This window comes from Bacillus sp. FG16 (assembly GCF_057809515.1).
In genome coordinates this window covers 20,429-41,414 of sequence record NZ_JBMDKC010000051.1, presented here as the reverse complement: position 1 = coordinate 41,414, position 20,986 = coordinate 20,429, and the positions used below count along the sequence as shown (strand labels likewise).

Genomic DNA, 20,986 nt, shown 5'->3' with positions numbered 1-20,986 from the left:
ATAAGCAGTATAGACACTTTTATCGATGTTAAAACATTAAACGGAACTTATATAGATAACATTATGAGTCATAGACCAAATCGTGAAAATTTAATTGGTTGTCATAATTTTTATCCGCATCGTTATTCAGGGTTATCATACGATCATTTCATTAAATGCTCGAAACAATTTAAAGATTACGGTATGAGAACGGCTGCTTTTATTTCATCATTTGATGCAACATACGGACCTTGGCCAGTAACAGAAGGGTTATGTACATTAGAGCAGCATCGTGAATTACCGATGACAACACAGGCGAAGCATTTATTTGCGACGGAATTAATTGATGATGTTATTATTGCAAACGCATATGCGTCAGAAGAAGAATTACAAGCACTAGGTGCATTAAATAAAGAGAAACAAACATTTGATATAGAACTATATGATACAACGACAGAATTAGAAAGAATTATCGTATTAGACGAACCACATTTTTATCGCGGAGATGTATCTGAATATATGATTCGTTCTACACAAAGTCGTGTGAAATATAAAAAAGAAGAGTTTAAACCTCATAATACGCGTGAAATTAAGCGTGGAGATCTATTAATTGATAATGAACAATATGGCCAGTATAAGGGCGAATTACAACTTGCATTAAAAGATATGGTGAATACAGGAAAAACAAATGTAGTTGGTCGAATTGTAGAAGAAGAGATTTTCTTACTAGACTATTTACAAGCATGGGATAAATTCGGATTCACATTAAAGAAATAGAGAGAATATAAAGGGGAAAAACTACTGATTTCAGCAGCTTTTCCCCCTTTATATATAAAGAGCGAGAGGAAGAGCTATGACAAAGGTGCATCAGCGATTAATTTCTATTTTAGAGGAGTTTTTAGAAGAGAAATCGATGTTAAATCGAGCTTTTTTAGCGGGCCGTTTACATGTATCGACGAAGACGATTCAAAAGGATATAAAATTATTAAATGATATATTGGAAGAAAACGGAGCGAAAATCGAATCGCAAAGAGGGACTGGGTACGAATTAGAAATTATACAAACGAAGAAATTTGAAGACTTTTGTGTGAGTCTATTTCAAAAACAGACGGAAAAGATTCCAACTTCTTATGAAGAAAGAATAGCGTACATTTTGCAGCGTGTTTTAACGACAGAGGGATATGTGAAGCTTTCAGAATTAGCGGAAGAGATTTATGTGAGCAAATCAACGGTCAATTTAATTATGAAAGATGTTACAGATATATGTAGTCGCTATAAATTACAAATTGAGAAGAGACCGTATTATGGTATACGTATTGTTGGAGAGGAATTTAATATTCGTTCTTGTTTATCACAATATGGTTTACCGCGTTATGACCATACTCCGTTTCATGAGCAATTTGAGCAGACGGAGACGTATTTATCGCTACCTCATATATCACTTATTCGTTCAATTATATTAAAGTATATTGAGGGTGGAACAATATATTTATCTGATATAGAAATTGATAATTTAGTCATTCATATTGCAATCGCATTAAAGCGTTGTCAAAGTCAACATTATATGAAAGGACTGCATGCGGAGCAATCAGAACTTATAATAAAGAAAGAATATACAATTGCGAAGCAGATTTTAGGAGATTTAGAGAAAGAGTTAAAATTTTTATTTCCAGAAGAAGAAGTATTATATGTGACGATGCATTTATTAAGTACTGCTGTTACAACGAGAGATCGCTATGAAAATGTAGAAGAGCTATTAGGAAAAGATATATATGCATTTATGCAACATATTCTTTTTAAAGTAGCGGAAGAACGGAATCTTATTTTTTATTATGATGAAGAATTATTATTTGGATTTGGTATTCATTTAAAAACGTTATTAAATCGTTTGAAGTATAAGTTAAATACGAGAAATCCTCTTTTGGCAGAAGTGAAAAAGAATTATCCGTATGCTTTTGAAATTGCGATTCTCGTTGGAGATATCATTGGTGAATATACGGGTGAATCGATCCCTGAAAGTGAAATTGGTTATATTGCAATTCACTTAGGCGGAGCGATGAGCCGTTTGCAGGAGCAGAATCAAAAGAAAAGATGCTTATTAGTTTGTGCGACTGGTCAAGGAAGTGCACAACTATTAAAATATAAAATTTTATCACAGTTTCGAGATAAATTAGAGATTGTAGGTATTACAGGCTATTATCAATTGAAAGTAGAAGATCTTTATAAAGAAAAAATAGATTGTATTATTAGTACGATTCATATACCGAGTGGCTTGCCTGTTCCAGTTATAAAAGTGAATTCAATATTTGATGATAAAGAGATTAAATCGATTGGTCAGCGGTTGTTTACGCATGTGAATAATAGTGTGCAGCAATATATTAAGGAAGATTTAATCTTTTTAAATCATAGTGCTTCTACGAAAGAGGATGTTATTCAGTTTTTATGTGAGAAAGCTGCTGAGAAACGCTATGTACCAGAAAACTTTTATGCTTCTGTTATGGAAAGAGAAAATACGTCTCCGACAGCGGTTGGGAATTCAGTTGCAATCCCACATCCGATGCAGTTATTAAGTGAGGAAACTTTTTTGATGTTTTGCACACTTGAAAAGGCTGTTGATTGGGGAGACAAAAAAGTACAAGTAATTATTTTATTTAGTGTAAAGCGCAATAATAATGAAGATTTGCAAAGGCTTTATGATTTTTTATATGATATTATGTCTAGTCAAAGTGCGATAGAGAAACTTACTCAGACCGAGGTAATTGAAGATTTTCAAGAGATTTTATTATCATTTTGAAAAAGTATATAAAAACTTCCGTTACATAACGGAAGTTTTTTATGTTTAATTGTATGCGTTTTCATAATAAGATAAAAATATAGAAAACATATAGCTTGGGGGAATTTAAAATGGCTGATATGCAAACTCCATTTGCATTAATTTTACATGGTGGCAATGCGAGAAGTGCGGCGCTTGAAGCAATCGCTTTTGCAAGACAAGGAGATTTCGAGAATGCGGGTGAAAAGATGAAACTTGCTAGTGAGGAAATTTCAGCAGCTCATCGTATTCAAACGGATTTAATTCAAGAAGAGGCAAGAGGAAATCATGCAGAAATCAGTTTACTGTTAGTGCACGCACAAGACCATTTAATGAATGCAATTACAGTGAAAGAACTAGCTGAAGAATTTATTACTCTTCATAAACGAGTGGAAGAGAAAGTGACAGTATAAGATGTATATTTTATTATGTTGTGCAGCAGGTATGTCAACGAGTATGTTCGTAAGAAAAATGCAAGAAGAGGCAAAGAAACAGGGGAAGAATTATAAAATTAAGGCGGTTGATTCAGAACTTGTGAAACTTGAAATAAAAGAAGCCGATGTCGTTTTAATCGGTCCACAAGTGAAATATTTATTTCCAGCTGTAGAGGTTCTTGCAAATTCATACAACATACCAGTTGCAATTATAGACCAACGAGATTATGGCATGTGTGATGGTTTGAAAGTGCTTAGGCAAGCAGAACAATTAGTTTTAGCATAATTATATCTTTTTAAATATAAACATTATAATGTTATAAAGTTTATTTCATTCTTTTATAGTAGAGAGAAAGAGGGGGGCTATTGATGAATGGGTTTATGAGTTTTATGGAACAAAAGATTATGCCAACAACGCAAAAGATTGCAGGACAACGACATTTATTAGCAATTCGAAACGGGGTTATTTCTACATTACCGTTAACGATCGTCGGGTCATTTTTCGTAATCTTTTTAAATTTACCAATTGATGCATATATGGAATGGATTGCACCGTTTCGCCATATTTTAGATATTCCATTCCGATTTACAGTAGGACTAATGGCATTATACGCAGCGTTTGGTGTAGGGGCTTCGCTCGCGAACTTTTATCAGCTCAATCAATTAAGTGCAGGGCTACTATCTGTACTCGCCTTTTTACTAGCATCAGTTGAACCAATTCAAATTACGAAAGCTGTACCAGGTGTTATTGATGCAGGTCGATATATTTCAGTAGGAACATTAAGTGCAACGTCTTTATTTGGTGCAATTGTTACAGCATTAATTGCAGTAGAAATTTATCACTTTATGATTAAGCATAATATCTCAATTAAATTACCAGACAGTGTACCACCAGCAGTTTCAAATTCGTTTGCAGCATTAATTCCAACATTAGTAGTTATTCTTTTATTCTGGGGCATTCGCTACGGTTTGAAATTTGATGTAAATACAACAATTACATACTTAATCGCACCATTAAAATCAGTACTAGTAGGAAATAACTTATTCGGTGGTTTATTAACAGTATTCTTAATCGTGTTCTTCTGGTCATTTGGTATACATGGACCAGCGATTTTAGGACCAATCATTCGTCCGATGTGGGATTCAGCAATTCTTGAAAATATGGAAGTGTTCACGGCTACAGGAAATGCACATCAATTACCAAACTTATTTACAGAGCAATTCATTCAATGGTTCGTATGGATTGGCGGATCAGGCTCAACGTTAGCTTTAGTAATTATGTTTATGTTCTCTAAATCTAAGTTCCTAAAAGAGTTAGGTAGATTATCATTCGTACCAGGTTTATTCAATATTAACGAGCCAATTATTTTCGGGGCTCCGATTGTAATGAACCCAATCTTAATTATTCCGTTCGTTATTACACCGTTAGTGACAACGACAGTATCATATTTCGCAGTTGTTTCAGGTATGATTCCACTCATGATGGCGAAACTGCCATTTACGATGTTAGCACCAATTGCAGCGGTGATTAGTACGGACTGGACAATTATGGCTGGTGTACTTGTACTTGTTAACTTTGTTATCTCATTCGTTATTTACTATCCATTCTTCAAGATGTATGAGAAACAACAATTAGCAGGAGAGGAGAAAACAGAATGCTCGGAGCAATTATCATCTTAATTACATTCGTGGTCGGACAGTGTATTGCCCATTATTCGAAATGGGTACAAAGTAAATCTTTATTAGTGTTACTACTAGTATCAGTTTTATTTATCGGTTGTTCAATGGGTGCATATGTAATGTTAGGTCTACACTCACCGTACGTAATTATTGTACCGACAATTTTATGTGCAACATGTTTATCTGCAAAATATAGATTTACGAGCATGGCATTAATACAACGTGTGAAGGAGATGCAAAAGCATGGAGCGTAAATTAGGAATTTCACTTTATCCAGAACATTCAACGAAAGAAAAAGATATGGCTTATATTTCCGCAGCGGCACGACACGGTTTTTCAAGAATATTTACTTGTTTGTTATCTGTGAATCGTCCGAAAGAAGAAATTGTAGCTGAATTTAAAGAGATTATTAATCATGCAAAAGATAACAATATGGAAGTTATTCTAGATGTAGCTCCAGCTGTGTTTGATCAGCTTGGTATTAGCTATAGTGATCTATCATTTTTCGCAGAGTTAGGTGCAGATGGTATTCGATTAGATGTAGGCTTTGACGGATTAACGGAAGCGAAAATGACGAATAATCCGTACGGTTTAAAAATTGAGTTAAATGTAAGTAACGATATTGCGTACTTAGAAAATATTCTTTCGCATCAAGCGAATAAATCAGCTTTAATTGGTTGTCATAATTTTTATCCGCAAAAATTCACTGGTCTTCCGTACGATTATTTCATTCGCTGTAGTGAACGCTTTAAAAAGCATGGTATTCGCAGTGCAGCATTTATTACGTCACATGCAGCTAACATCGGTCCATGGGATATTAATGACGGATTATGTACGCTAGAACAACATCGTAACCTACCGATAGAAGTACAAGCGAAACATTTATGGGCAACAGGGCTTATTGATGATGTGATTATCGGAAATGCTTATGCGAGTGAAGAAGAGTTAGAGAAACTAGGAAACTTAAATCGTTACATGTTACAGCTGAAAGTACAATTTGTAGACGAAGCGACTGAAGTAGAGAAGAGAGCCTCGCTGCAAGAATTACATGTAAGACGCGGCGACATAACAGAGTATATGGTACGTTCTACAGAAGTACGTAAAAAGTACAAAGAGTATGACTTCCCAGTGCGCGAAAGTGTACTACAGGAAAGAGGGCAAGTTGTAATTGGTAACAATTCATTTGGTAAGTATAAAGGTGAACTGCAAATCATTCTAAAAGAAATGCCGATAGATGAACGGAAAAATATTGTCGGTACAATTGCGGAAGAGGAGTTATTCTTACTAGATTATGTAGGAGCTTGGACGCAGTTTACTTGTGTGGAATAGAGAAGATAGGGGGCGTTCCAAATTTTGGACCGCCTTTTTAATATTAAAGTACTTTTAACGTCAAAATTTGTCGGTAAATCGATATCTCTTGTCGAATCGTTGATATATTATAAGTTACGATAGATATATTCGAAAAATCGTTGATATATTGTAGGTTACGATAGATATATTTGAAAAATCGTTGATATAATTTCATTTTTTTCAGTAGTTTAATAGAGTAAAAAAAGAGCCAGCCTCAACGATGAGACTGACTCTTTTTTATAACTAGTTTAATACTTTAACTGTAACTGTTTTACGTCCCCAGCTACTTGATGTGCCTTTATCTGGCATTAAAACGTCGATTTTATTTCCTTTAATAGCTCCACCAGTATCACCAGCGATTGCTACTCCGTAACCTTCAACCCATACTTTTGAACCTAATGGAATGACACTTGGATCAACTGCAATTAGTTTCATGTTTGGATTAGCTGTTAAGTTGTGACCCATAGCTGATTTTACTTGGTCGCCTGCTTTATAACCATTTTCAAGTGGATCTGCTGTGTAAGCTGTTGCTACAACACGTAACTCACGAGAAGATGATGGTGCACTTGTTTCAGTTTCTTTTGCAGCAGGTTGTTGTGTAGCTGGTTTTTGAGCTTTAGCTGCTTCTTTAGCTTTAGCCGCTTCACGAGCTTCAGCTGCTTCTTGAGCCTTAGCTGCTTCTTGAGCCTTAGCTGCTTCTTGAGCCTTAGCCGCTGCTTGAGCTTCAGCATCTGCTTGAGCTTTAGCTGCTTCACGAGCTTTCGCCGCTTCTTGAGCTTTAGCATCTGCTTGAGCTTCAGCATCTGCCTGAGCTTTAGCTGCTTCTTGAGCCTTAGCTGCTTCACGAGCTTTCGCCGCTTCTTGAGCTTTAACTTCTGCTTGAGCTTCAGCTGCTTCGCGAGCTTTAGTTGCTTCCACTGCTTTAGCTTTTGCTTGAGTTTCAGCTACTTCCTGAGCTTTAACTGCTTCACGAACTTTAGCTGTATCTTGAACTGTAGTTGTTTTTTCAGCTTTAACTACTGGTTGAACTTTAACTGGTGCTTTACCTGTTAAGTAAGGAACATGAACATAAGCTGTTTTTCCGTTATATTCAAATTGAATCCAATCATTTTGTACTTGGTGTGTTGTTTCGATTACATCATCTTTTTTCAACTTACCAAGAATCTCTGAATCTGTGTTTGCACTAGCACGTACGTTTAATACGTTTGCTGTTACGTAGTAAGTGTCTTTTGTATAGTCAGCGCTTATGAAAGCTTCTTTACCGCTATTCAATTGAACTTTTGACCAACCATTTTCTGTATGTAAAACATTTACTTTATATCCATCTAATAATTTTCCTACAACTTTTGATTCAGTAGTTGGGTTTTCTCGTACGTTTAGTACGTCAGTCGTTACGATAGTTTCTGCTTTAGCAGATGTTGTGAAAATCCCAAGACCAAAAACCGCTGCTGTTGCTATACCCATAAATTTTTTCATAATAGCCTCCATTGCATTTGTTTTCGTTGACCTCATTATAGCAACCATTATTTTCTTATTTGTGAAAAACATAAAATTACAAAGCTTTCGTAACGGGGCATTAATATTCTGTAACAATTCCATAAATATCCTGATAGCGCTTCCTTGTTGTTTTTTGGCGTATTAGGGCATATAAAACACAAAATGAGTAGTATTTCAATTACTATAACGTTAATAATATTACGGTAATTTTTCTTAAGTGTATCTATAGTGTTACAAAAGTAGTGTGTTTTACTGTTTAAATGAAAAAATAGTTATAGAATAATAATCTTTTTAGACGTGAAAAGATATAAATGAGGTGAAATTTAGTGAAATATCGATATAATTGTTACAAAATCAGTCGAAGCATGGAAAAAATTACGCCTTGATTTTCGTCTGTTACATAGTATTTTTGCAATAATAGGATTAGATAATAGCCTTAGTAGCTATAAATAATGAAGAGTATTAGAATGATTGTTGTAACGTGAAACATATATAATAGAAGAAACTCAATTTAATAGGTAAACAAAAAACGCAGGAGTGTAAACTCCTACGTTTTTGTTTATTCATATCGTAAACATTCAATTGGATCAAGTTTTGCAGCTTTGTTAGCTGGTAGTAGTCCGAATGCAATACCGATTAGCATTGAAATACCTACTGCAAGAAGTCCAAGTTCTTTTGAGACAACGAGTGGCCATCCAGCAAAGATTGAGACGATCCAAGCGAAGAAAATACCGAGCATGAATCCGATGAAACCACCAAGTCCTGTTAAAATACAAGATTCGATTAAGAATTGTGTTAATACTTTACCACGTGTTGCACCAAGTGCTTTACGAATACCAATCTCACGTGTACGTTCTGTTACAGATACGAGCATGATGTTCATTACACCGATACCACCAACAAGTAAGGAAATAGCAGCAATACCACCGAATACCATTTTCATCATACCGATTGATTCGTCTAGTTGCTTCGTAAATTCACCCATGTCTTGCGCTTCAAATTTATGCTCAAATTTAGGGGCCTTCATGTCGTTTAAAACGGAAACGGCTTCTTTTTCTACATTTTTACGTTCCGATGGAGAAACGAGTGTTAATTTTACAGTGTCATACTCAGTTACTCCAGAAATGACAGGGGCGTTTTCAAGTGATGTATAACCTTCTGACATAGCCATTCCAAACTCATTTTTCGTTTCGTACACACCGACTACTTTATATGGTTTTCCTTTTATATCTGTGTATAAATTTGATTCCCAACCATTAAATAATTTATTGAAAGCTTCTTCATTTAATATAACAGCAGGAATTGCTTGGTTTAATTCGCTGTCGTTTAATTCACGACCGTGAACTAATTTTATTTTTGAATCTGTCATAAAGGCGCCTGTTCCACCTTTTAAATCAAGAGAGACATCTTTTGAACCAGCAGATGCTTTTACTTTCATACTTACATCTGGATAAACATCTTTAACTCCAGGAACAGATTGAAGACGTTTCAGCATATCAGATGTAATTTTAGCGTTATCTGGTCCATAATCAGGGTTTTTGTAGTAAATCGTTACTTCATTATCTTTTCCTTGGCCTAACTCTTTTTTAAACTTTGCGTTTGTACCATCACCCATTGAAATGATAGTAATAATGGCGCTAATACCGATAATAATACCTAGCATCGTTAAGATAGAACGCATTTTATGAGCAAAGATAGAGGAAAGGGCCATGCGTATATTTTCACTCGTGTTCAAAATTAACCTCTCCAATCTTGGACGATATTTCCGTCACGAATTACAATTTGACGTGCTGCAGCTTCCCCGATTTCACGGTCATGGGTAATCATAATGATTGTTGAGCCTTGTTTGTTTAATTCGTAAAAGAGGTCCATAATTTGTGTACTTGTTTTCGTATCAAGTGCTCCCGTCGGTTCATCGGCTAAAATGAATTTCGGGTTATTTACGATTGCACGGGCAACAGCGACACGCTGCTTTTGTCCACCTGACAATTCGTTCGGCAGGTGAGTAGCGCGATCAGCTAAGCCTACTTTTGTTAAAGCAGCTAATGAACGCTCACGTCTTTCTTTTTTATCAACTCCAGCGTAAATAAGAGGTAGCTCTACATTTTGAAGTGCTGTAAGTCTCGGTAATAACATGAAATTTTGGAATACGAATCCGATTTCTTTATTACGTACGTGTGCAAGTTCTGTTTCAGACATGTTTGAAATGTTTTGGCCAGCTAGCTCGTACGTGCCTGTCGTTGGTTTATCTAGGCAACCGATAATGTTCATTAATGTTGATTTACCAGAACCAGAAGGTCCCATAATTGAAGTGAATTCTCCTTGATTTAGTGTTACGTCAATTCCGTGTAATATTTGAACGGACTCTGCACCATTTTGGAAGGATTTCGTGATGCCTTTTAAGTTAATCATTCAACGACAACCTCCATACCATCTTTTAAGTCTTTTTCAGGTTTAGAGATAATTTTTTCTCCTTTTTTCACTCCAGATACTTTTGCTTCGCTATCTGTCTCGAATTCAACAGTAACCGCTTGTTCTTTCGCTTTACCGTCTTTTACAACGAAGACAACATTTTTGTCACCTTTTTTCACGATGCTGCTTTTCGGAACAATTGTACCAGTTGCTTCGCCAGATTTACTTGTTACGTAAACGTGGAATCCGTTTTGTAGTTCGTCACTATTATCTAATGTGACAGTGAATTGATAGTTAGAAACAGTTTTATTTTCGTCCATACTCTTTAATGGTGTAGAACCGATTTCTGTTACTTTTCCTGTCCAAGTCTTACCAGCGACAGTTTTTGATGAAACAGTTACTTCTTGCCCAACCTTCATACTAGCAAGCTCATATTCAGAAAGTTGACCTTTTACTTTAAATTGACCAGCGTGACGAAGAGTAATTCCACTCATACCTGTTTTTTCGTCAGCAGTTTTTACGATATCATCAATTACGCCATCAGCAGGACTTGTTACAGAAAGAGTGTTTACTTTCTCTTTTGCTGCTTTAATCATTTCATCAGCTTTTTCAACTTCAAACTTTTTCATTTCAATTTGTGATTCTAATTGCCCAACTTCAGCTTCTGATGCTTTTAATGCTTCAGCAGGAAGGCCTGCATTTTTGTCTTTTTGTAATTTTTGTTTCGCTGCATCAATTTGTTTTTGGAACAACGTTACTTCTTTTTGTGCGATTTTCTTTTGCATTTCTGCTTCTGTTACACCTTGTTTAGCAGTAGGATCATTGTATTTAAACAGAAGTTGACCTTTTTTCACTTCATCGCCTTTTTTAACAGCTAATTCATATGTTCCTTTTGTTGGATCGAATGAAATAGTTTCAATTCCGTTTGGAATAATTTCGCCACCAAATTTTTGTGCGTTTTGGATTTGTTTTTCCGTAACTTTATAACCGCTATATGCCATTGCTACTTCTGAACTGCCTCCAGCAAATGCAAAGTATGATCCAGCTGCAATTCCGATTGCTACTACACTAGTAATTAACACTTTATTTTTCTTCTTCATCTATTTATCACCTTTTCGTTCGTTTTAGTATCTACATTAAGTATAAAAGAGGAGAAGAATCTGACAAATCGTTTTAGCTTACAATAACCTTACAGTTTTGTAAGGTATGAATATGTAAATGTAAGGTAGAGCTTGTCCCAGTGTAAGCAAATGAATTGACTCGTTGTTTCTTTCTTACAATAATATTGTATGAAGGAGAGGAGGAAGGAAGATGGAAGCTTATTTTAGTGCACATCCATTAAAACCGTTTATTCCCTACTCAAGGCAACATGCCATTATATTATTTATTATGTTGGTGGGAATCGTTTTTTTATATCAATACCAAGATGTATTACGTCAAAATGAGTGGAATATAACGGTTCGATATGCGATTGCATTTCTATTTATAGGGAGTGAAATTGGACTGCATATGTGGGAGTGGAAAGCAGGGATTTTTGAGCTAGCTACTTCATTACCGTTTGAGTTATGTACAATTAGTTTGTTGTTAGCGTCGATTATGATTGTAACGAAAAGTTATCGAATATATGAGGTTGTATTTTTTACGGGAATTATTGGTGCATCACAAGCCATTTTAACGCCAAATTTGCAATATGCTTTTCCGCATTTTCGTTTCATTGAATATTTCATCGCACATGTATTGCTCATTTGGGCACCGCTCTTTATGACTTGGGTAGAAGGGTATCGTCCTACATTACAATCTATTAAACGTACGATGATATTTTTAAACATATTGATTCCGATTGTTTCGTTTGTAAATTACAAAACAGGTGGTAATTATATGTTTTTAGCTCGTAAGCCAGAAACTGCTTCATTACTCGATATGTTAGGGCCGCATCCTTACTATATTATTTCATTAGAAATAGCTGCGCTTATTGGATGTTTTATTTTGTATATGCCATTTGTGAAAAGAGAAGGGCATGCGCATAAAGAATCACTAGGATCATAACCTAGTGATTTTTTTATATAAACATTTACAATTCAGAAAATTAAGAATAAAATTAGGGGGTAAATTATATAGAGAGAGAAGGGAAAACGTGGTCAAAAAAGTTTTTCTGAATGGGATGGAAGTGACGGTTCAATTTATTATTTCGATTTTGGGTATTATTTGTTTAGGGGCACTGCCGAAATTATTTTATGGATTTGAGCTGCATGCATCAAGGTACATACAGAGTTTAAAAGAAGTGTTTGTGAACTTAATGGATATTTCCAATTTGCAATATGTGAAAGGTAAATTTTTATTTCCGCAGCTGTTCGTCCATTATAAAGAAACAATTATTATATTTTTAGCTGCTTTTTTCATTTCATTATTTGTAGCATTTTGTATTGTTTATGTAATTATGAGTAGTTCACCGCGTATACAACATCGAATTAAATCATTTCTTATCTTCCTAGAATCCATTCCAGATATCCTTCTTATTTTAGTATCACAAATTTTAGTTGTATGGTTTTTTAAACAAACAGGTTTTTTACCTTTTCAAATTGCTTCAATTGGAGGCGAGTCGATTAGGGGGTTGCCAATATTGTGTTTGAGCATCCCGACTACGATTATGTTTGTAAAAATGGTCGTGCTTCGTTTTGAAAATGAACTAGAAAAAGATTATGTACTATTTGCTAAGGTGAAAGGGCTGGGGCGCTTTCATATTTTAAATCGTCATGTTTTACGAAATGTGTTGCTTAGTACACTTTTCTTTGCGAAAACAAATATCTTTTTTATGTTATCTAATTTATATATTATAGAATGGATTTTTAATACGGGTGGTATTTTTATGTTTTTGAAATCGTATGAGAGTATTAGGGTTGAGGTTTTCATCGTTAGTGTGCTGCTTATTTATATTCCGATTTTTATTGTGTTTAAATTGTTTCATTATCTCATTCCAGCTGCGATGAAGGAGAGACTATAATATGTGGACGTATATAAAACGCGATAAAAGATTTTGGATAAGCATTGGGTTTCTTCTCATATTAGTTCTTTTGAGCATCGGAAATACGATATGGAATGATGGGCATATTAGACAAGTTACATTGCAATATGATGCGGATGAAAATCCACAAGTACCACCGTTTTCACCTTCATTACAATTTTTACTTGGGACCGATCGGAAAGGGTATGACCTGTTACATTTAGTCATTGAAGGCGCAAAGTGGACGATTGGTATATCTATTTTAATTGCGGCACTTAGAATGGTAATAGGTGTGTTTTTTGGTGTCGTCCTCGGAACGTACATAAAAAGAGGATTTTCAAAAATCGAGGCTTTCTTTGATAGTTTTACAGTTATTCCAACAGTTATGATTGCGTACTTTTTTCTTCATTTTGCAAATGCATTTGGGAGTGGAGAGGAAACAACAACCTTCTTTGAAAGGGCTTCGTTTCAAGTTTTATTACTTGTAACGCTTGTGACGCCAGTTATTGCACTGTATGTTGCGAAGGAAGTACGTAAATTGAGAACCGAAGAATTTATTGAAGCTGCGCGCATATTGGGTGGATCGAGAAGGCACATTGTTATAAAGCATATTTTCCCGCATCTCTATATGACGTTTATACTTGTATTTTTTCAGCAGTTTACGCAAACTCTTACTATTTTACTGCACTTAGGATTACTGGAAATATTCTTTGGTGGAACAGTTCAGTTTTTAGGACCGATAGAAGAAATAGAATCTTACACGCATGAATGGTCAGGTTTAATTGGAGTCTATTTTAGATCATTAACAGTGAATCCGTGGATTCCGCTCGTTCCCATTACATGTTTTGGACTTACTATTTTTTCAGGAAATATGATTGTAAAAAGTATAGAAGAGGCGATGATGAAAGTAAGGTTAGGAGGAGAGATAAAGAAGGAAGTTGTAGAAGGGGAACAATCTGCTGTGCAATCAAAAGAAGAGTTATTTACTTTTAAGCATACGATGTGAAGAGCCTGGGAAACTAGGTTCTTTTATTTTGTTATATTACAATATCGTAAGAGAGATGTAATAAAAATCGATAGGGGAGAAATGCGAGAGCGGGTGAAGGTATACGATGGATTTTTTAGAAGTATCAAAACGTAGTATAAAACGAAATGTGAAAGATTATTTTCTATACTTTATTTCATTAGTAGGCAGCATTATTATTTATTTTACATTCGTATCGATTAAACGAAATGAAAGTGTAGTAGCTCTTTTGAAAGAGTCGGATAAGGTGGAAACGACATTTACGTTTGCACAAATATTGTTAATTATCTTTTTAACGATATTTATTTTTTATTGTAATAGCTTCTTTTTGCGAAAGAAGAAAAAAGAAATTGCGCTATACAGTTTACTAGGTATCCGTAAAGAAGAAATTGCTAAGTTACTCTTTTATGAAACATTATTAGTTGGTGCTGCGGCAAGTGTATTAGGTATCATTTCAGGTTTGTTTATAGCCAATATATGCGCGGGGCTTCTCGTGAAGTTAATGGGAAGTGCGTTTACTTTTACATTTACGATTTCATTTGTATCTATAGTAGAAGTTCTTATAACGATAGGCGCAATTTTCTTTATTGCATCATGGAAAAGTAAAAAGTTAATTTATGAGCATCGTTTAGTTGAATTATTGTACGGGGAAAATCAGAAAGAAGAGGCACCTACTTATTCAAGTAAGAAAGCGAAAAGTGCAATTGTATTACTTTTTATAGGGTATGTGGTGGCATTTTCAACTTTAATTTTTGGAGTAGTGATGTTACTTTTTACAGGGTTAGTCATTTTTGGATTAATTGTAAAAGGTACGTTTTTATTATTTGAGCAGTACACAGTGAAATCACTGCATAAAGTAAAAGAAGACAAGAAGAAATATTGGAATGGGACGAACATTTTATCAATTTCTTCATTGTACTTTAGAATAAAAGGAAATGTAAAGATGCTGGCGTTATTATCTTTATTAAGTGCGGTAACACTATGCACAATTGGTATGAGTTCTAGTATGTATTATGGAGCGAAGAAAACGGCGAAACTTATGAATCCAGTTAGTTATGAGTATGTAACGACTGGGAAGGAATTAGATAAGAAAGTCAGTGAAGAGATTCAAAAACATGAGTTAGGAATTAAAAATGAAACGTCTATAACTATGCTCTCTATGCAAGGAAATATAGATGGAGAACAAATGTTAACAGGATATTTAATAGGTAATGGTAATGTACAAATTATAAAAGTGACAGATTATAATAAATTAGCTTCTATGTTAGGTCATAAACAAGTTATTCTCGGTTCTGAAAAGGAAGTTGTTTTATTAGATCCGTATAAATCATATAACATCGAAAAAAATTCTCTTGAAGGAAATCATGTGTCCTTTGAAGGAATGAAGAGTGGTTTAACAATCGTTGATCACCGCGAAGAAACAGTTGTTAGTGCGAAACTTGCACCAGTGGGGCTTGTTGTTCAAGAGTCATTATTTAATAAGTTGCAGAAAGGAAAGGATGTTTCAACAGTTAGCGGATTTATCGTTGAAGGGAACGGCAGTAGAGAGCTAACGGAAAGAATAGGAGCTATTATTCCGAAAGAAGCGAAATTCCAATCATTTGAGAAGACGAATCAATCTGAATTGCAAGATGGTGCAGTATTATTATTTGCAAGTGTATTTTTAGGGATTGTCTTTATTCTTGCAACAGGCTGTATTTTATACTTTAAACAAATAACAGAAGCAATGGCAGAGCGACCGGCATACGGAATGTTAAAGAAAATCGGATTAACGAAGAAGGAAGCAAGGGAGTCTGTAAGAAAGCAAGTCGGTGCAATATTTTTAGCACCATTCATGCTTGCGATATGTCATACGTTCTTTGCGTTTTTAAGCTTGATGGGATTTGGAGGAATGTTTGAATATAGTCTTCCTCTGCTCGGTAGTATAGGGGTATATATCGTGATTTACTTTGGTTATTATATGTTAACGGTTCGTTCGTACACGAATACAGTATTTACTGATAGAAAATAAAAAGAAGCAAGCATGGATTTCATGCTTGCTTCTTTTCTTTATTTTGTAGAAACTTCACCTGCAGCTTCTGTTTGCGGAATAAAGTATCCAATTATACCACCGATTATTGCTGGAATGATCCAGCCAATTCCTAAGTTATAAAATGGAATGGTGTGCACGATATTAGCGATAAAACTTGGTATCATTTCCACATTATCAAGTGCATGAATACAGCTAATAATAAATGCTGCGATCATCGCTCCAATGTAGACAGAAGGTTTACGTTTCGTATATTTATCGATAAATGATACGAAAACTAAAATGATCGTAATTGGGTACAAAATAATTAATACAGGTAGTGTGATTTTAATTAATAAGCTTAATCCTAAGTTTGAAATAACGAAACTAAAGATACAAACGTATAGTACAAGCTTTTTGTATGAAACATTTGTTAGCACTGTTGTGAAATAATTTGCAAATGCACTTACAACACCAATTGCCGTCGTTAAACAAGCGAAGATAATGGCGATACTTAATAAAATATTACCGCTTGTCCCAAAGAATTGATACATAACAGTAGCTAATAGCTGACCACCGTTTTCGAATTGCCCTAAGTTTCCGTTTGAAGCTCCGATATAACCGAGTAAGAAGTAAACAATTGTTAAGAATAGAGCAGCAATGCTTCCGCAAATGATTGTATATTTTGCGATAGATTTCTTCTCTTGTATACCGTTTTGACGAATTGCATTTACAACAATTGTTGATAGTACGAGAGCGCCAATTGCATCTAACGTTAAAAATCCTTCAAGAAATCCTTTGAAAAACGGGATGTCTTTATAGTCACCGATAGGCTCTGCAAACGTTCCTGGTGAAAGAATCGCTTTTGTTGCCATAATTGCAATAATTACAAGTAAAATTGGTGTTAATATTTTACCGATATGATCTACTAGCTTGGATGGATTTAATGATAAGAAGTAAACGACTGTAAAGAAAATCGCACTAAAAACTAACATAGAATACCATTGATCTGGGAAAAGTGGTGCAATCCCGATTTCGTAAGATACAGATCCAGTTCGTGGAATAACAAATAGTGGGCCGATTGAAAGATAAATAATGATAGCGAATACTGCTGCGAATTTTGGATGAACACGGCTCGCTAAAGTGTTAAAACTACCACCAGCAAGGGCAACAGCAACGATAGCAAGTAAAGATAAACCGACGTCTGTAATAATAAATCCTGTAATGGAAACCCACATATTTTCTCCGGAAGAAAGACCAAGAAGGGGCGGGAAAATCATATTACCAGCACCGAAGAAAACTGCGAATAGTAATAAACTAATCGAAAGTATTTGCGCTGGTTTTAAAGTTGTATGCATATAAAGAAAATCCTCCTAATGAGTGTTTTTGTCGAAAATTCAAATAATTTGTCGAGTAACTGTTATTATTTTAAAGGTCTGATGACTAGAAAGCAATAGGGAATTTTGAAAATATTAAAAAATAATGCATTAAATCGAATAAATATACTATTTATATGTTTAATAGGAAGGATTTAACTTTTAACATAAAAAAACACATATCGCTAGGATATGTGTATTAAAAATATATTTTTCTATCGCGTTCTTCTTTTAAAATTTCAACTGCTTCTCGGAAGCGTTGTGAATGGACAATTTCTCGTTCGCGTAAAAAGCGTAAGCTGTCATTTATGTCGGGATCGTCTGATAAATCAATGAGCCATTGATAAGTTGCTCGTGCTTTTTCTTCAGCGGCAATATCTTCATATAAATCTGCGATAGGATCACCTTTTGCTTGAATATAAGTAGCAGTAAAAGGAACACCACCGGCATTATGATAAAACAAGGCGCTATCGTGATTAGCGTACTGTGCATCTAATCCAGCAGCTTTCATTTGTTCAGGTGTTGCATCTTTCGTTAATTTATAAATCATTGTAGCAATCATTTCTAGGTGTGCGAATTCTTCGGTGCCAATATCGGTCAGCAAGCCAACGACTTTGTCAGGAATCGTATACCGTTGATTTAAGTAGCGAAGGGCAGCTGCGAGTTCACCATCTGCACCTCCGTATTGTTCAACTAATAATTTTGCGAGTGCTGGATTACAGGTGCTTACTTTAACAGGGTATTGTAATTTTTTCTCATAAATCCACATAGTGTCTCTCCTTTATATTTGCCATGGCCAAGGCCCTTTGCTCCATTCCCATGGAGCGTTAGAATAACTATTTCCAAACTGTTGAAGTGGCCCGTATTTTCCTTCAATTTTTTGCTGTAATATTCTTCGTTTATAGGAGAAATCATTGAATTGATTTATAGCGGCGGTATCGTTAGGATGTGTATCTAAATAGAGGGTAAGTTCAACTAATACAAAGTCCAGTTCTTGTAGTTCTTCAATCCATTTGTAATATTCATCAGGCAATATTTGTGTCACGTTGTTAGTCACGTCCTTTTTTGTAAGGATTTTCATAATAATCATAAAAAGCAGGCCATAAAGTCCCTTTTCTTAAAGCTTCTTTTGGTGGGAATTGGGGTAAGTTAGGTGGCTGAAAGCCCATAAACAGGTGAGGGGGTGTTGAGTAATATTTTTTCCCAATTGGAGGGCAAGGATCGTTTGGTCCATGAAAAGGTATGTAGGATTTCATGTATTTGTCCATGTTACACGCCTCCTTTATTAATGAGATATTCATCACTACGTATTGTATTCATACATAATTGTAAATTATGACTCATATAGAAAACTAAAAGGGGCAGGAGGAGTGCGGATGGAAAGGATTACAACATGCATTGTATTAGAATCTAAAAACTTAAAGGAAACATTATATTTTTATGAAGGGATTCTAGGTTTCACACCGAGTAAGGAGAGACCACAATTACGTGTAACAGGTGTTTGGTATGATATTGGTTCAACGAGAATTTGTTTTGTTGTACACCGGGTACTGGGAGAGTATAGAGAGACTGTCACATCAACAGTAGAGGAACTATTTTTTAAAACTACAAATATCGATCAGATAAAGAAAAAATTGGAGTTTTATCATATATCATTTGTAGAGGAATGTGATGGTGAAGAAGTAAGAATAACTTTATATGATCCGGATCATGTTAAGATCCAACTTGTTTCAACAAAGAATATAGAATAGTGTCTTTTATAATGTAATAATCTGAATAGCATATGAAAAAAATATTGACAAGCTTAGGTAAATATTTTAATGTGATTGTATAAAATTGTGTATATAAAGGGGAGTAACTTATTACAGTAAAGTCGTCATTACAGGGAGAAACCCTCGGCTTTATTGGCAACGTTTCGTTGTTAGTGAGACCTTTACCAGCAATGGTAGAGGCCCCTTATTGTCTTTTTTAGGACCCTTACCACGTTTGGTAGGGTCCTTTTTGTATACAAAGAGAGGAGATATAAAAATGAAAAAACTTATTAGTAGATTAAGAGTTGTATTTCATGTTCGCCGATTTGTTCCATTCCTATTTGACTTTTTCACTTCAAAAGAGGTTTCAATAAAGAAGAAAATTTTATCTATTGCATTTTTAGTTGGTTATGTTGCGATGCCGCTCGATTTAATTCCAGACTTCTTACCGTTTATCGGTATTTTAGATGATATTGGAATTGTGTTATTTATTTTGAACCGAATTGTAAAAATGGCGCCAGTTCAATTACAAGAAAAGCATAACGTAAATGTAGGATAGGAGTTAAAAATATGGAGCAAATTATTTTAGATATAATCGAATTTTTAAAGCAGTTTTCTTATTTTGGAGTTGTGTTAGCATTAACGTTTGAATTTATTCCGGCAGAAGTAGTTTTGCCCATGGTTGGGTATTGGGTATACGAGGGTGATATGAATTTTTGGCTTGCTGTACTAGCCGGAACGCTTGGTGGAACGACAGGACCGTTAACGTTATACGCACTCGGTTATTACGGTGGCCGTCCTCTATTAATAAAATACGGGAAATACTTCTTCATTAAAGAAGAACAAATTCAAAAAGCAGATGATTTCTTCGAGAAATATGGACCGGTTGTAGCATTTGTTGGACGCTTTGTACCGGGAGTTAGAACGCTTATTTCTGTTCCATGTGGTATGGCGAAAATGAACATATGGAAATTCAGCATATATACATTTGTAGCAATGTTCCCGTTAACGACTTTGTATGTTTATTTTGGAATGAAATTAGGTCCGCATTGGGAAAAAGCAGCGGGTGTTGTTGGACAATACATGCTACCAATATTAGGAGGCGTTATTCTTATCGTGGCTAGTATCTTTGTCTATAAATATATGAAGAAAAGAAACAAAACGGAATCTATCTAGTCATTTGAATATTTTTTGAAAATAGATGAATAGTACAGGCAAAAGACTCTGAGGGACATACACATATAGGGAATATAAAAGAGAGAGGGGAAACAACTATGTCTTGTGAGTGCTCAGGGTCCGCATTAACTTGTTGTCCAGATAAAAATTATGTGCAAGATAAAGTGTGTAGTCCGTGGTCTGCTACTGTAGTTGCAACAGCAATTGATAACGTTCTCTATACAAATAATATTAACCAAAACGTAGTTGGTACTGGTTTTGTTAAATATGATGTTGGACCAGGCCCAATTACTGTAGAGGTACTTGATTCTGCTGGGGGTACAATTGATACACAAACATTAAACCCAGGAACGAGTATTGCTTTTACGTATCGCCGCTTTGATAGTATACAAGTTGTGTTACCTGCAACACCTGCTGGAACGTATCAGGGAGAATTTTGTATTACAACACGTTATCCACTTTCATAGCAGAATAGGAGAGGATCGA

Annotated in this window: 23 protein-coding genes; 15 read left to right on the top strand and 8 right to left on the bottom strand. The window is 35.0% G+C overall.

The features are described from left to right. The 7 genes from ACODS7_RS18760 to ACODS7_RS18730 all read left to right on the top strand — a co-directional run. Positions 1-756, top strand: a 756-nt coding sequence (locus ACODS7_RS18760; protein WP_488827284.1) for a DUF871 domain-containing protein, incomplete at its 5' end; no start/stop codon positions are given. 76 nt (positions 757-832) lie between these two features. Then, a complete protein-coding gene (locus tag ACODS7_RS18755) occupies positions 833-2,773 on the top strand; it encodes a BglG family transcription antiterminator (RefSeq protein WP_029441685.1) in 1,941 nt (646 codons plus the stop codon). A gap of 110 nt (positions 2,774-2,883) precedes the next feature. Continuing rightward, entirely contained in the window at positions 2,884-3,204 is a 321-nt protein-coding gene (locus ACODS7_RS18750; protein ID WP_000774623.1) for a PTS lactose/cellobiose transporter subunit IIA, read from the top strand. 1 nt (position 3,205) lies between these two features. Next, the gene (locus tag ACODS7_RS18745) at positions 3,206-3,511 is read left to right on the top strand and encodes a PTS sugar transporter subunit IIB (RefSeq protein ID WP_243168750.1); all 306 of its coding nucleotides are present in this window, start codon (positions 3,206-3,208) and stop codon (positions 3,509-3,511) included. An 83-nt stretch (positions 3,512-3,594) separates the two neighbouring features. After that, the gene (locus ACODS7_RS18740; protein ID WP_001013060.1) at positions 3,595-4,905 is read left to right on the top strand and encodes a PTS sugar transporter subunit IIC; all 1,311 of its coding nucleotides are present in this window, start codon (positions 3,595-3,597) and stop codon (positions 4,903-4,905) included. Further along, positions 4,881-5,159 (top strand): hypothetical protein, encoded by a 279-nt coding sequence (locus tag ACODS7_RS18735; protein WP_000900046.1) that lies wholly within the window; start codon positions 4,881-4,883, stop codon positions 5,157-5,159. Before ACODS7_RS18740 ends, ACODS7_RS18735 begins: the two co-directional genes overlap by 25 nt. Beyond that, on the top strand, positions 5,149-6,234 hold the full coding sequence (locus ACODS7_RS18730) for a DUF871 domain-containing protein (protein WP_243168749.1): 1,086 nt from the start codon (positions 5,149-5,151) through the stop codon (positions 6,232-6,234). The genes ACODS7_RS18735 and ACODS7_RS18730 overlap by 11 nt, the downstream gene beginning before the upstream one ends. Positions 6,235-6,498: 264 nt before the next feature. Here ACODS7_RS18730 and entC read toward each other — a convergent pair whose 3' ends face one another. The 4 genes from entC to ACODS7_RS18710 all read right to left on the bottom strand — a co-directional run bounded on the left by entC (position 6,499) and on the right by ACODS7_RS18710 (position 11,264). Next, positions 6,499-7,854: a cell wall-binding protein EntC gene (gene entC, locus ACODS7_RS18725; RefSeq protein WP_488827280.1), complete on the bottom strand. Its 1,356-nt coding sequence runs from the start codon at positions 7,852-7,854 to the stop codon at positions 6,499-6,501. A gap of 457 nt (positions 7,855-8,311) precedes the next feature. Continuing rightward, complete coding sequence (locus ACODS7_RS18720) at positions 8,312-9,463, bottom strand: ABC transporter permease (protein ID WP_411326796.1); 1,152 nt, start codon at positions 9,461-9,463, stop codon at positions 8,312-8,314. 26 nt (positions 9,464-9,489) lie between these two features. After that, positions 9,490-10,164, bottom strand: a complete 675-nt coding sequence (locus tag ACODS7_RS18715; protein WP_000609100.1) for an ABC transporter ATP-binding protein — start codon at positions 10,162-10,164, stop codon at positions 9,490-9,492. Beyond that, positions 10,161-11,264, bottom strand: coding sequence for an efflux RND transporter periplasmic adaptor subunit (locus ACODS7_RS18710; RefSeq protein WP_029441687.1), 1,104 nt, complete (start codon positions 11,262-11,264; stop codon positions 10,161-10,163). The genes ACODS7_RS18715 and ACODS7_RS18710 overlap by 4 nt, the downstream gene beginning before the upstream one ends. Before the next feature lie 211 nt (positions 11,265-11,475). On the opposite strand from ACODS7_RS18710, the gene ACODS7_RS18705 reads away from it, so the two are divergent. From ACODS7_RS18705 to ACODS7_RS18690, 4 genes are all read left to right on the top strand, one after another. After that, positions 11,476-12,210 (top strand): YwaF family protein, encoded by a 735-nt coding sequence (locus ACODS7_RS18705; RefSeq protein ID WP_098138000.1) that lies wholly within the window; start codon positions 11,476-11,478, stop codon positions 12,208-12,210. 88 nt (positions 12,211-12,298) lie between these two features. Then, positions 12,299-13,165 (top strand): ABC transporter permease subunit, encoded by an 867-nt coding sequence (locus tag ACODS7_RS18700; RefSeq protein ID WP_243168746.1) that lies wholly within the window; start codon positions 12,299-12,301, stop codon positions 13,163-13,165. Position 13,166: 1 nt separating this feature from the next. Continuing rightward, complete coding sequence (locus tag ACODS7_RS18695; protein WP_243168745.1) at positions 13,167-14,171, top strand: ABC transporter permease; 1,005 nt, start codon at positions 13,167-13,169, stop codon at positions 14,169-14,171. A gap of 106 nt (positions 14,172-14,277) precedes the next feature. Next, complete coding sequence (locus tag ACODS7_RS18690) at positions 14,278-16,200, top strand: FtsX-like permease family protein (protein WP_243168744.1); 1,923 nt, start codon at positions 14,278-14,280, stop codon at positions 16,198-16,200. A 38-nt stretch (positions 16,201-16,238) separates the two neighbouring features. Here ACODS7_RS18690 and brnQ2 read toward each other — a convergent pair whose 3' ends face one another. From brnQ2 to ACODS7_RS18670, 4 genes are all read right to left on the bottom strand, one after another. Then, on the bottom strand, positions 16,239-17,555 hold the full coding sequence (gene brnQ2, locus ACODS7_RS18685; protein ID WP_243168743.1) for a branched-chain amino acid transport system II carrier protein BrnQ2: 1,317 nt from the start codon (positions 17,553-17,555) through the stop codon (positions 16,239-16,241). 217 nt (positions 17,556-17,772) lie between these two features. Beyond that, positions 17,773-18,342 (bottom strand): spore coat protein CotJC, encoded by a 570-nt coding sequence (cotJC, locus tag ACODS7_RS18680; protein ID WP_002170510.1) that lies wholly within the window; start codon positions 18,340-18,342, stop codon positions 17,773-17,775. Between the two features lie 12 nt (positions 18,343-18,354). Then, positions 18,355-18,618 (bottom strand): spore coat protein CotJB, encoded by a 264-nt coding sequence (locus ACODS7_RS18675; protein WP_016082743.1) that lies wholly within the window; start codon positions 18,616-18,618, stop codon positions 18,355-18,357. A 4-nt stretch (positions 18,619-18,622) separates the two neighbouring features. Further along, positions 18,623-18,841 (bottom strand): spore coat associated protein CotJA, encoded by a 219-nt coding sequence (locus tag ACODS7_RS18670; RefSeq protein ID WP_029441692.1) that lies wholly within the window; start codon positions 18,839-18,841, stop codon positions 18,623-18,625. 108 nt (positions 18,842-18,949) lie between these two features. Here ACODS7_RS18670 and ACODS7_RS18665 point away from each other — a divergent pair, with 108 nt between their 5' ends. The 4 genes from ACODS7_RS18665 (at position 18,950) to ACODS7_RS18650 (ending at position 20,967) form a co-directional block, all read left to right on the top strand. Then, positions 18,950-19,324, top strand: coding sequence for a VOC family protein (locus ACODS7_RS18665; RefSeq protein ID WP_029441693.1), 375 nt, complete (start codon positions 18,950-18,952; stop codon positions 19,322-19,324). Between the two features lie 277 nt (positions 19,325-19,601). Continuing rightward, positions 19,602-19,883, top strand: coding sequence for a YkvA family protein (locus ACODS7_RS18660; RefSeq protein WP_000733844.1), 282 nt, complete (start codon positions 19,602-19,604; stop codon positions 19,881-19,883). Positions 19,884-19,894: 11 nt separating this feature from the next. Then, positions 19,895-20,500, top strand: a complete 606-nt coding sequence (locus tag ACODS7_RS18655) for a DedA family protein (protein WP_016082740.1) — start codon at positions 19,895-19,897, stop codon at positions 20,498-20,500. A 98-nt stretch (positions 20,501-20,598) separates the two neighbouring features. Further along, positions 20,599-20,967 carry a DUF3992 domain-containing protein gene (locus ACODS7_RS18650; protein WP_001277542.1) on the top strand — a complete coding sequence of 123 codons (369 nt, stop codon included), beginning with the start codon at positions 20,599-20,601 and terminating at the stop codon, positions 20,965-20,967. The last annotated feature ends 19 nt before the right edge of the window (positions 20,968-20,986 follow it).

What these genes read in the sequence shown, in the direction of transcription:
- ACODS7_RS18755 (WP_029441685.1), top strand. Translation starts at nt 833, where the DNA reads ATGACAAAGGTGCATCAGCGATTAATTTCTATTTTAGAGGAGTTTTTA.
- ACODS7_RS18750 (WP_000774623.1), top strand. Translation starts at nt 2,884, where the DNA reads ATGGCTGATATGCAAACTCCATTTGCATTAATTTTACATGGTGGCAAT.
- ACODS7_RS18745 (WP_243168750.1), top strand. Translation starts at nt 3,206, where the DNA reads ATGTATATTTTATTATGTTGTGCAGCAGGTATGTCAACGAGTATGTTC.
- ACODS7_RS18740 (WP_001013060.1), top strand. Translation starts at nt 3,595, where the DNA reads ATGAATGGGTTTATGAGTTTTATGGAACAAAAGATTATGCCAACAACG.
- ACODS7_RS18735 (WP_000900046.1), top strand. Translation starts at nt 4,881, where the DNA reads ATGCTCGGAGCAATTATCATCTTAATTACATTCGTGGTCGGACAGTGT.
- ACODS7_RS18730 (WP_243168749.1), top strand. Translation starts at nt 5,149, where the DNA reads ATGGAGCGTAAATTAGGAATTTCACTTTATCCAGAACATTCAACGAAA.
- entC (WP_488827280.1), bottom strand. Translation starts at nt 7,854, where the DNA reads ATGGAATTGTTACAGAATATTAATGCCCCGTTACGAAAGCTTTGTAAT.
- ACODS7_RS18720 (WP_411326796.1), bottom strand. Translation starts at nt 9,463, where the DNA reads ATGGCCCTTTCCTCTATCTTTGCTCATAAAATGCGTTCTATCTTAACG.
- ACODS7_RS18715 (WP_000609100.1), bottom strand. Translation starts at nt 10,164, where the DNA reads ATGATTAACTTAAAAGGCATCACGAAATCCTTCCAAAATGGTGCAGAG.
- ACODS7_RS18710 (WP_029441687.1), bottom strand. Translation starts at nt 11,264, where the DNA reads ATGAAGAAGAAAAATAAAGTGTTAATTACTAGTGTAGTAGCAATCGGA.
- ACODS7_RS18705 (WP_098138000.1), top strand. Translation starts at nt 11,476, where the DNA reads ATGGAAGCTTATTTTAGTGCACATCCATTAAAACCGTTTATTCCCTAC.
- ACODS7_RS18695 (WP_243168745.1), top strand. Translation starts at nt 13,167, where the DNA reads ATGTGGACGTATATAAAACGCGATAAAAGATTTTGGATAAGCATTGGG.
- ACODS7_RS18690 (WP_243168744.1), top strand. Translation starts at nt 14,278, where the DNA reads ATGGATTTTTTAGAAGTATCAAAACGTAGTATAAAACGAAATGTGAAA.
- brnQ2 (WP_243168743.1), bottom strand. Translation starts at nt 17,555, where the DNA reads ATGCATACAACTTTAAAACCAGCGCAAATACTTTCGATTAGTTTATTA.
- cotJC (WP_002170510.1), bottom strand. Translation starts at nt 18,342, where the DNA reads ATGTGGATTTATGAGAAAAAATTACAATACCCTGTTAAAGTAAGCACC.
- ACODS7_RS18670 (WP_029441692.1), bottom strand. Translation starts at nt 18,841, where the DNA reads ATGGACAAATACATGAAATCCTACATACCTTTTCATGGACCAAACGAT.
- ACODS7_RS18665 (WP_029441693.1), top strand. Translation starts at nt 18,950, where the DNA reads ATGGAAAGGATTACAACATGCATTGTATTAGAATCTAAAAACTTAAAG.
- ACODS7_RS18660 (WP_000733844.1), top strand. Translation starts at nt 19,602, where the DNA reads ATGAAAAAACTTATTAGTAGATTAAGAGTTGTATTTCATGTTCGCCGA.
- ACODS7_RS18655 (WP_016082740.1), top strand. Translation starts at nt 19,895, where the DNA reads ATGGAGCAAATTATTTTAGATATAATCGAATTTTTAAAGCAGTTTTCT.
- ACODS7_RS18650 (WP_001277542.1), top strand. Translation starts at nt 20,599, where the DNA reads ATGTCTTGTGAGTGCTCAGGGTCCGCATTAACTTGTTGTCCAGATAAA.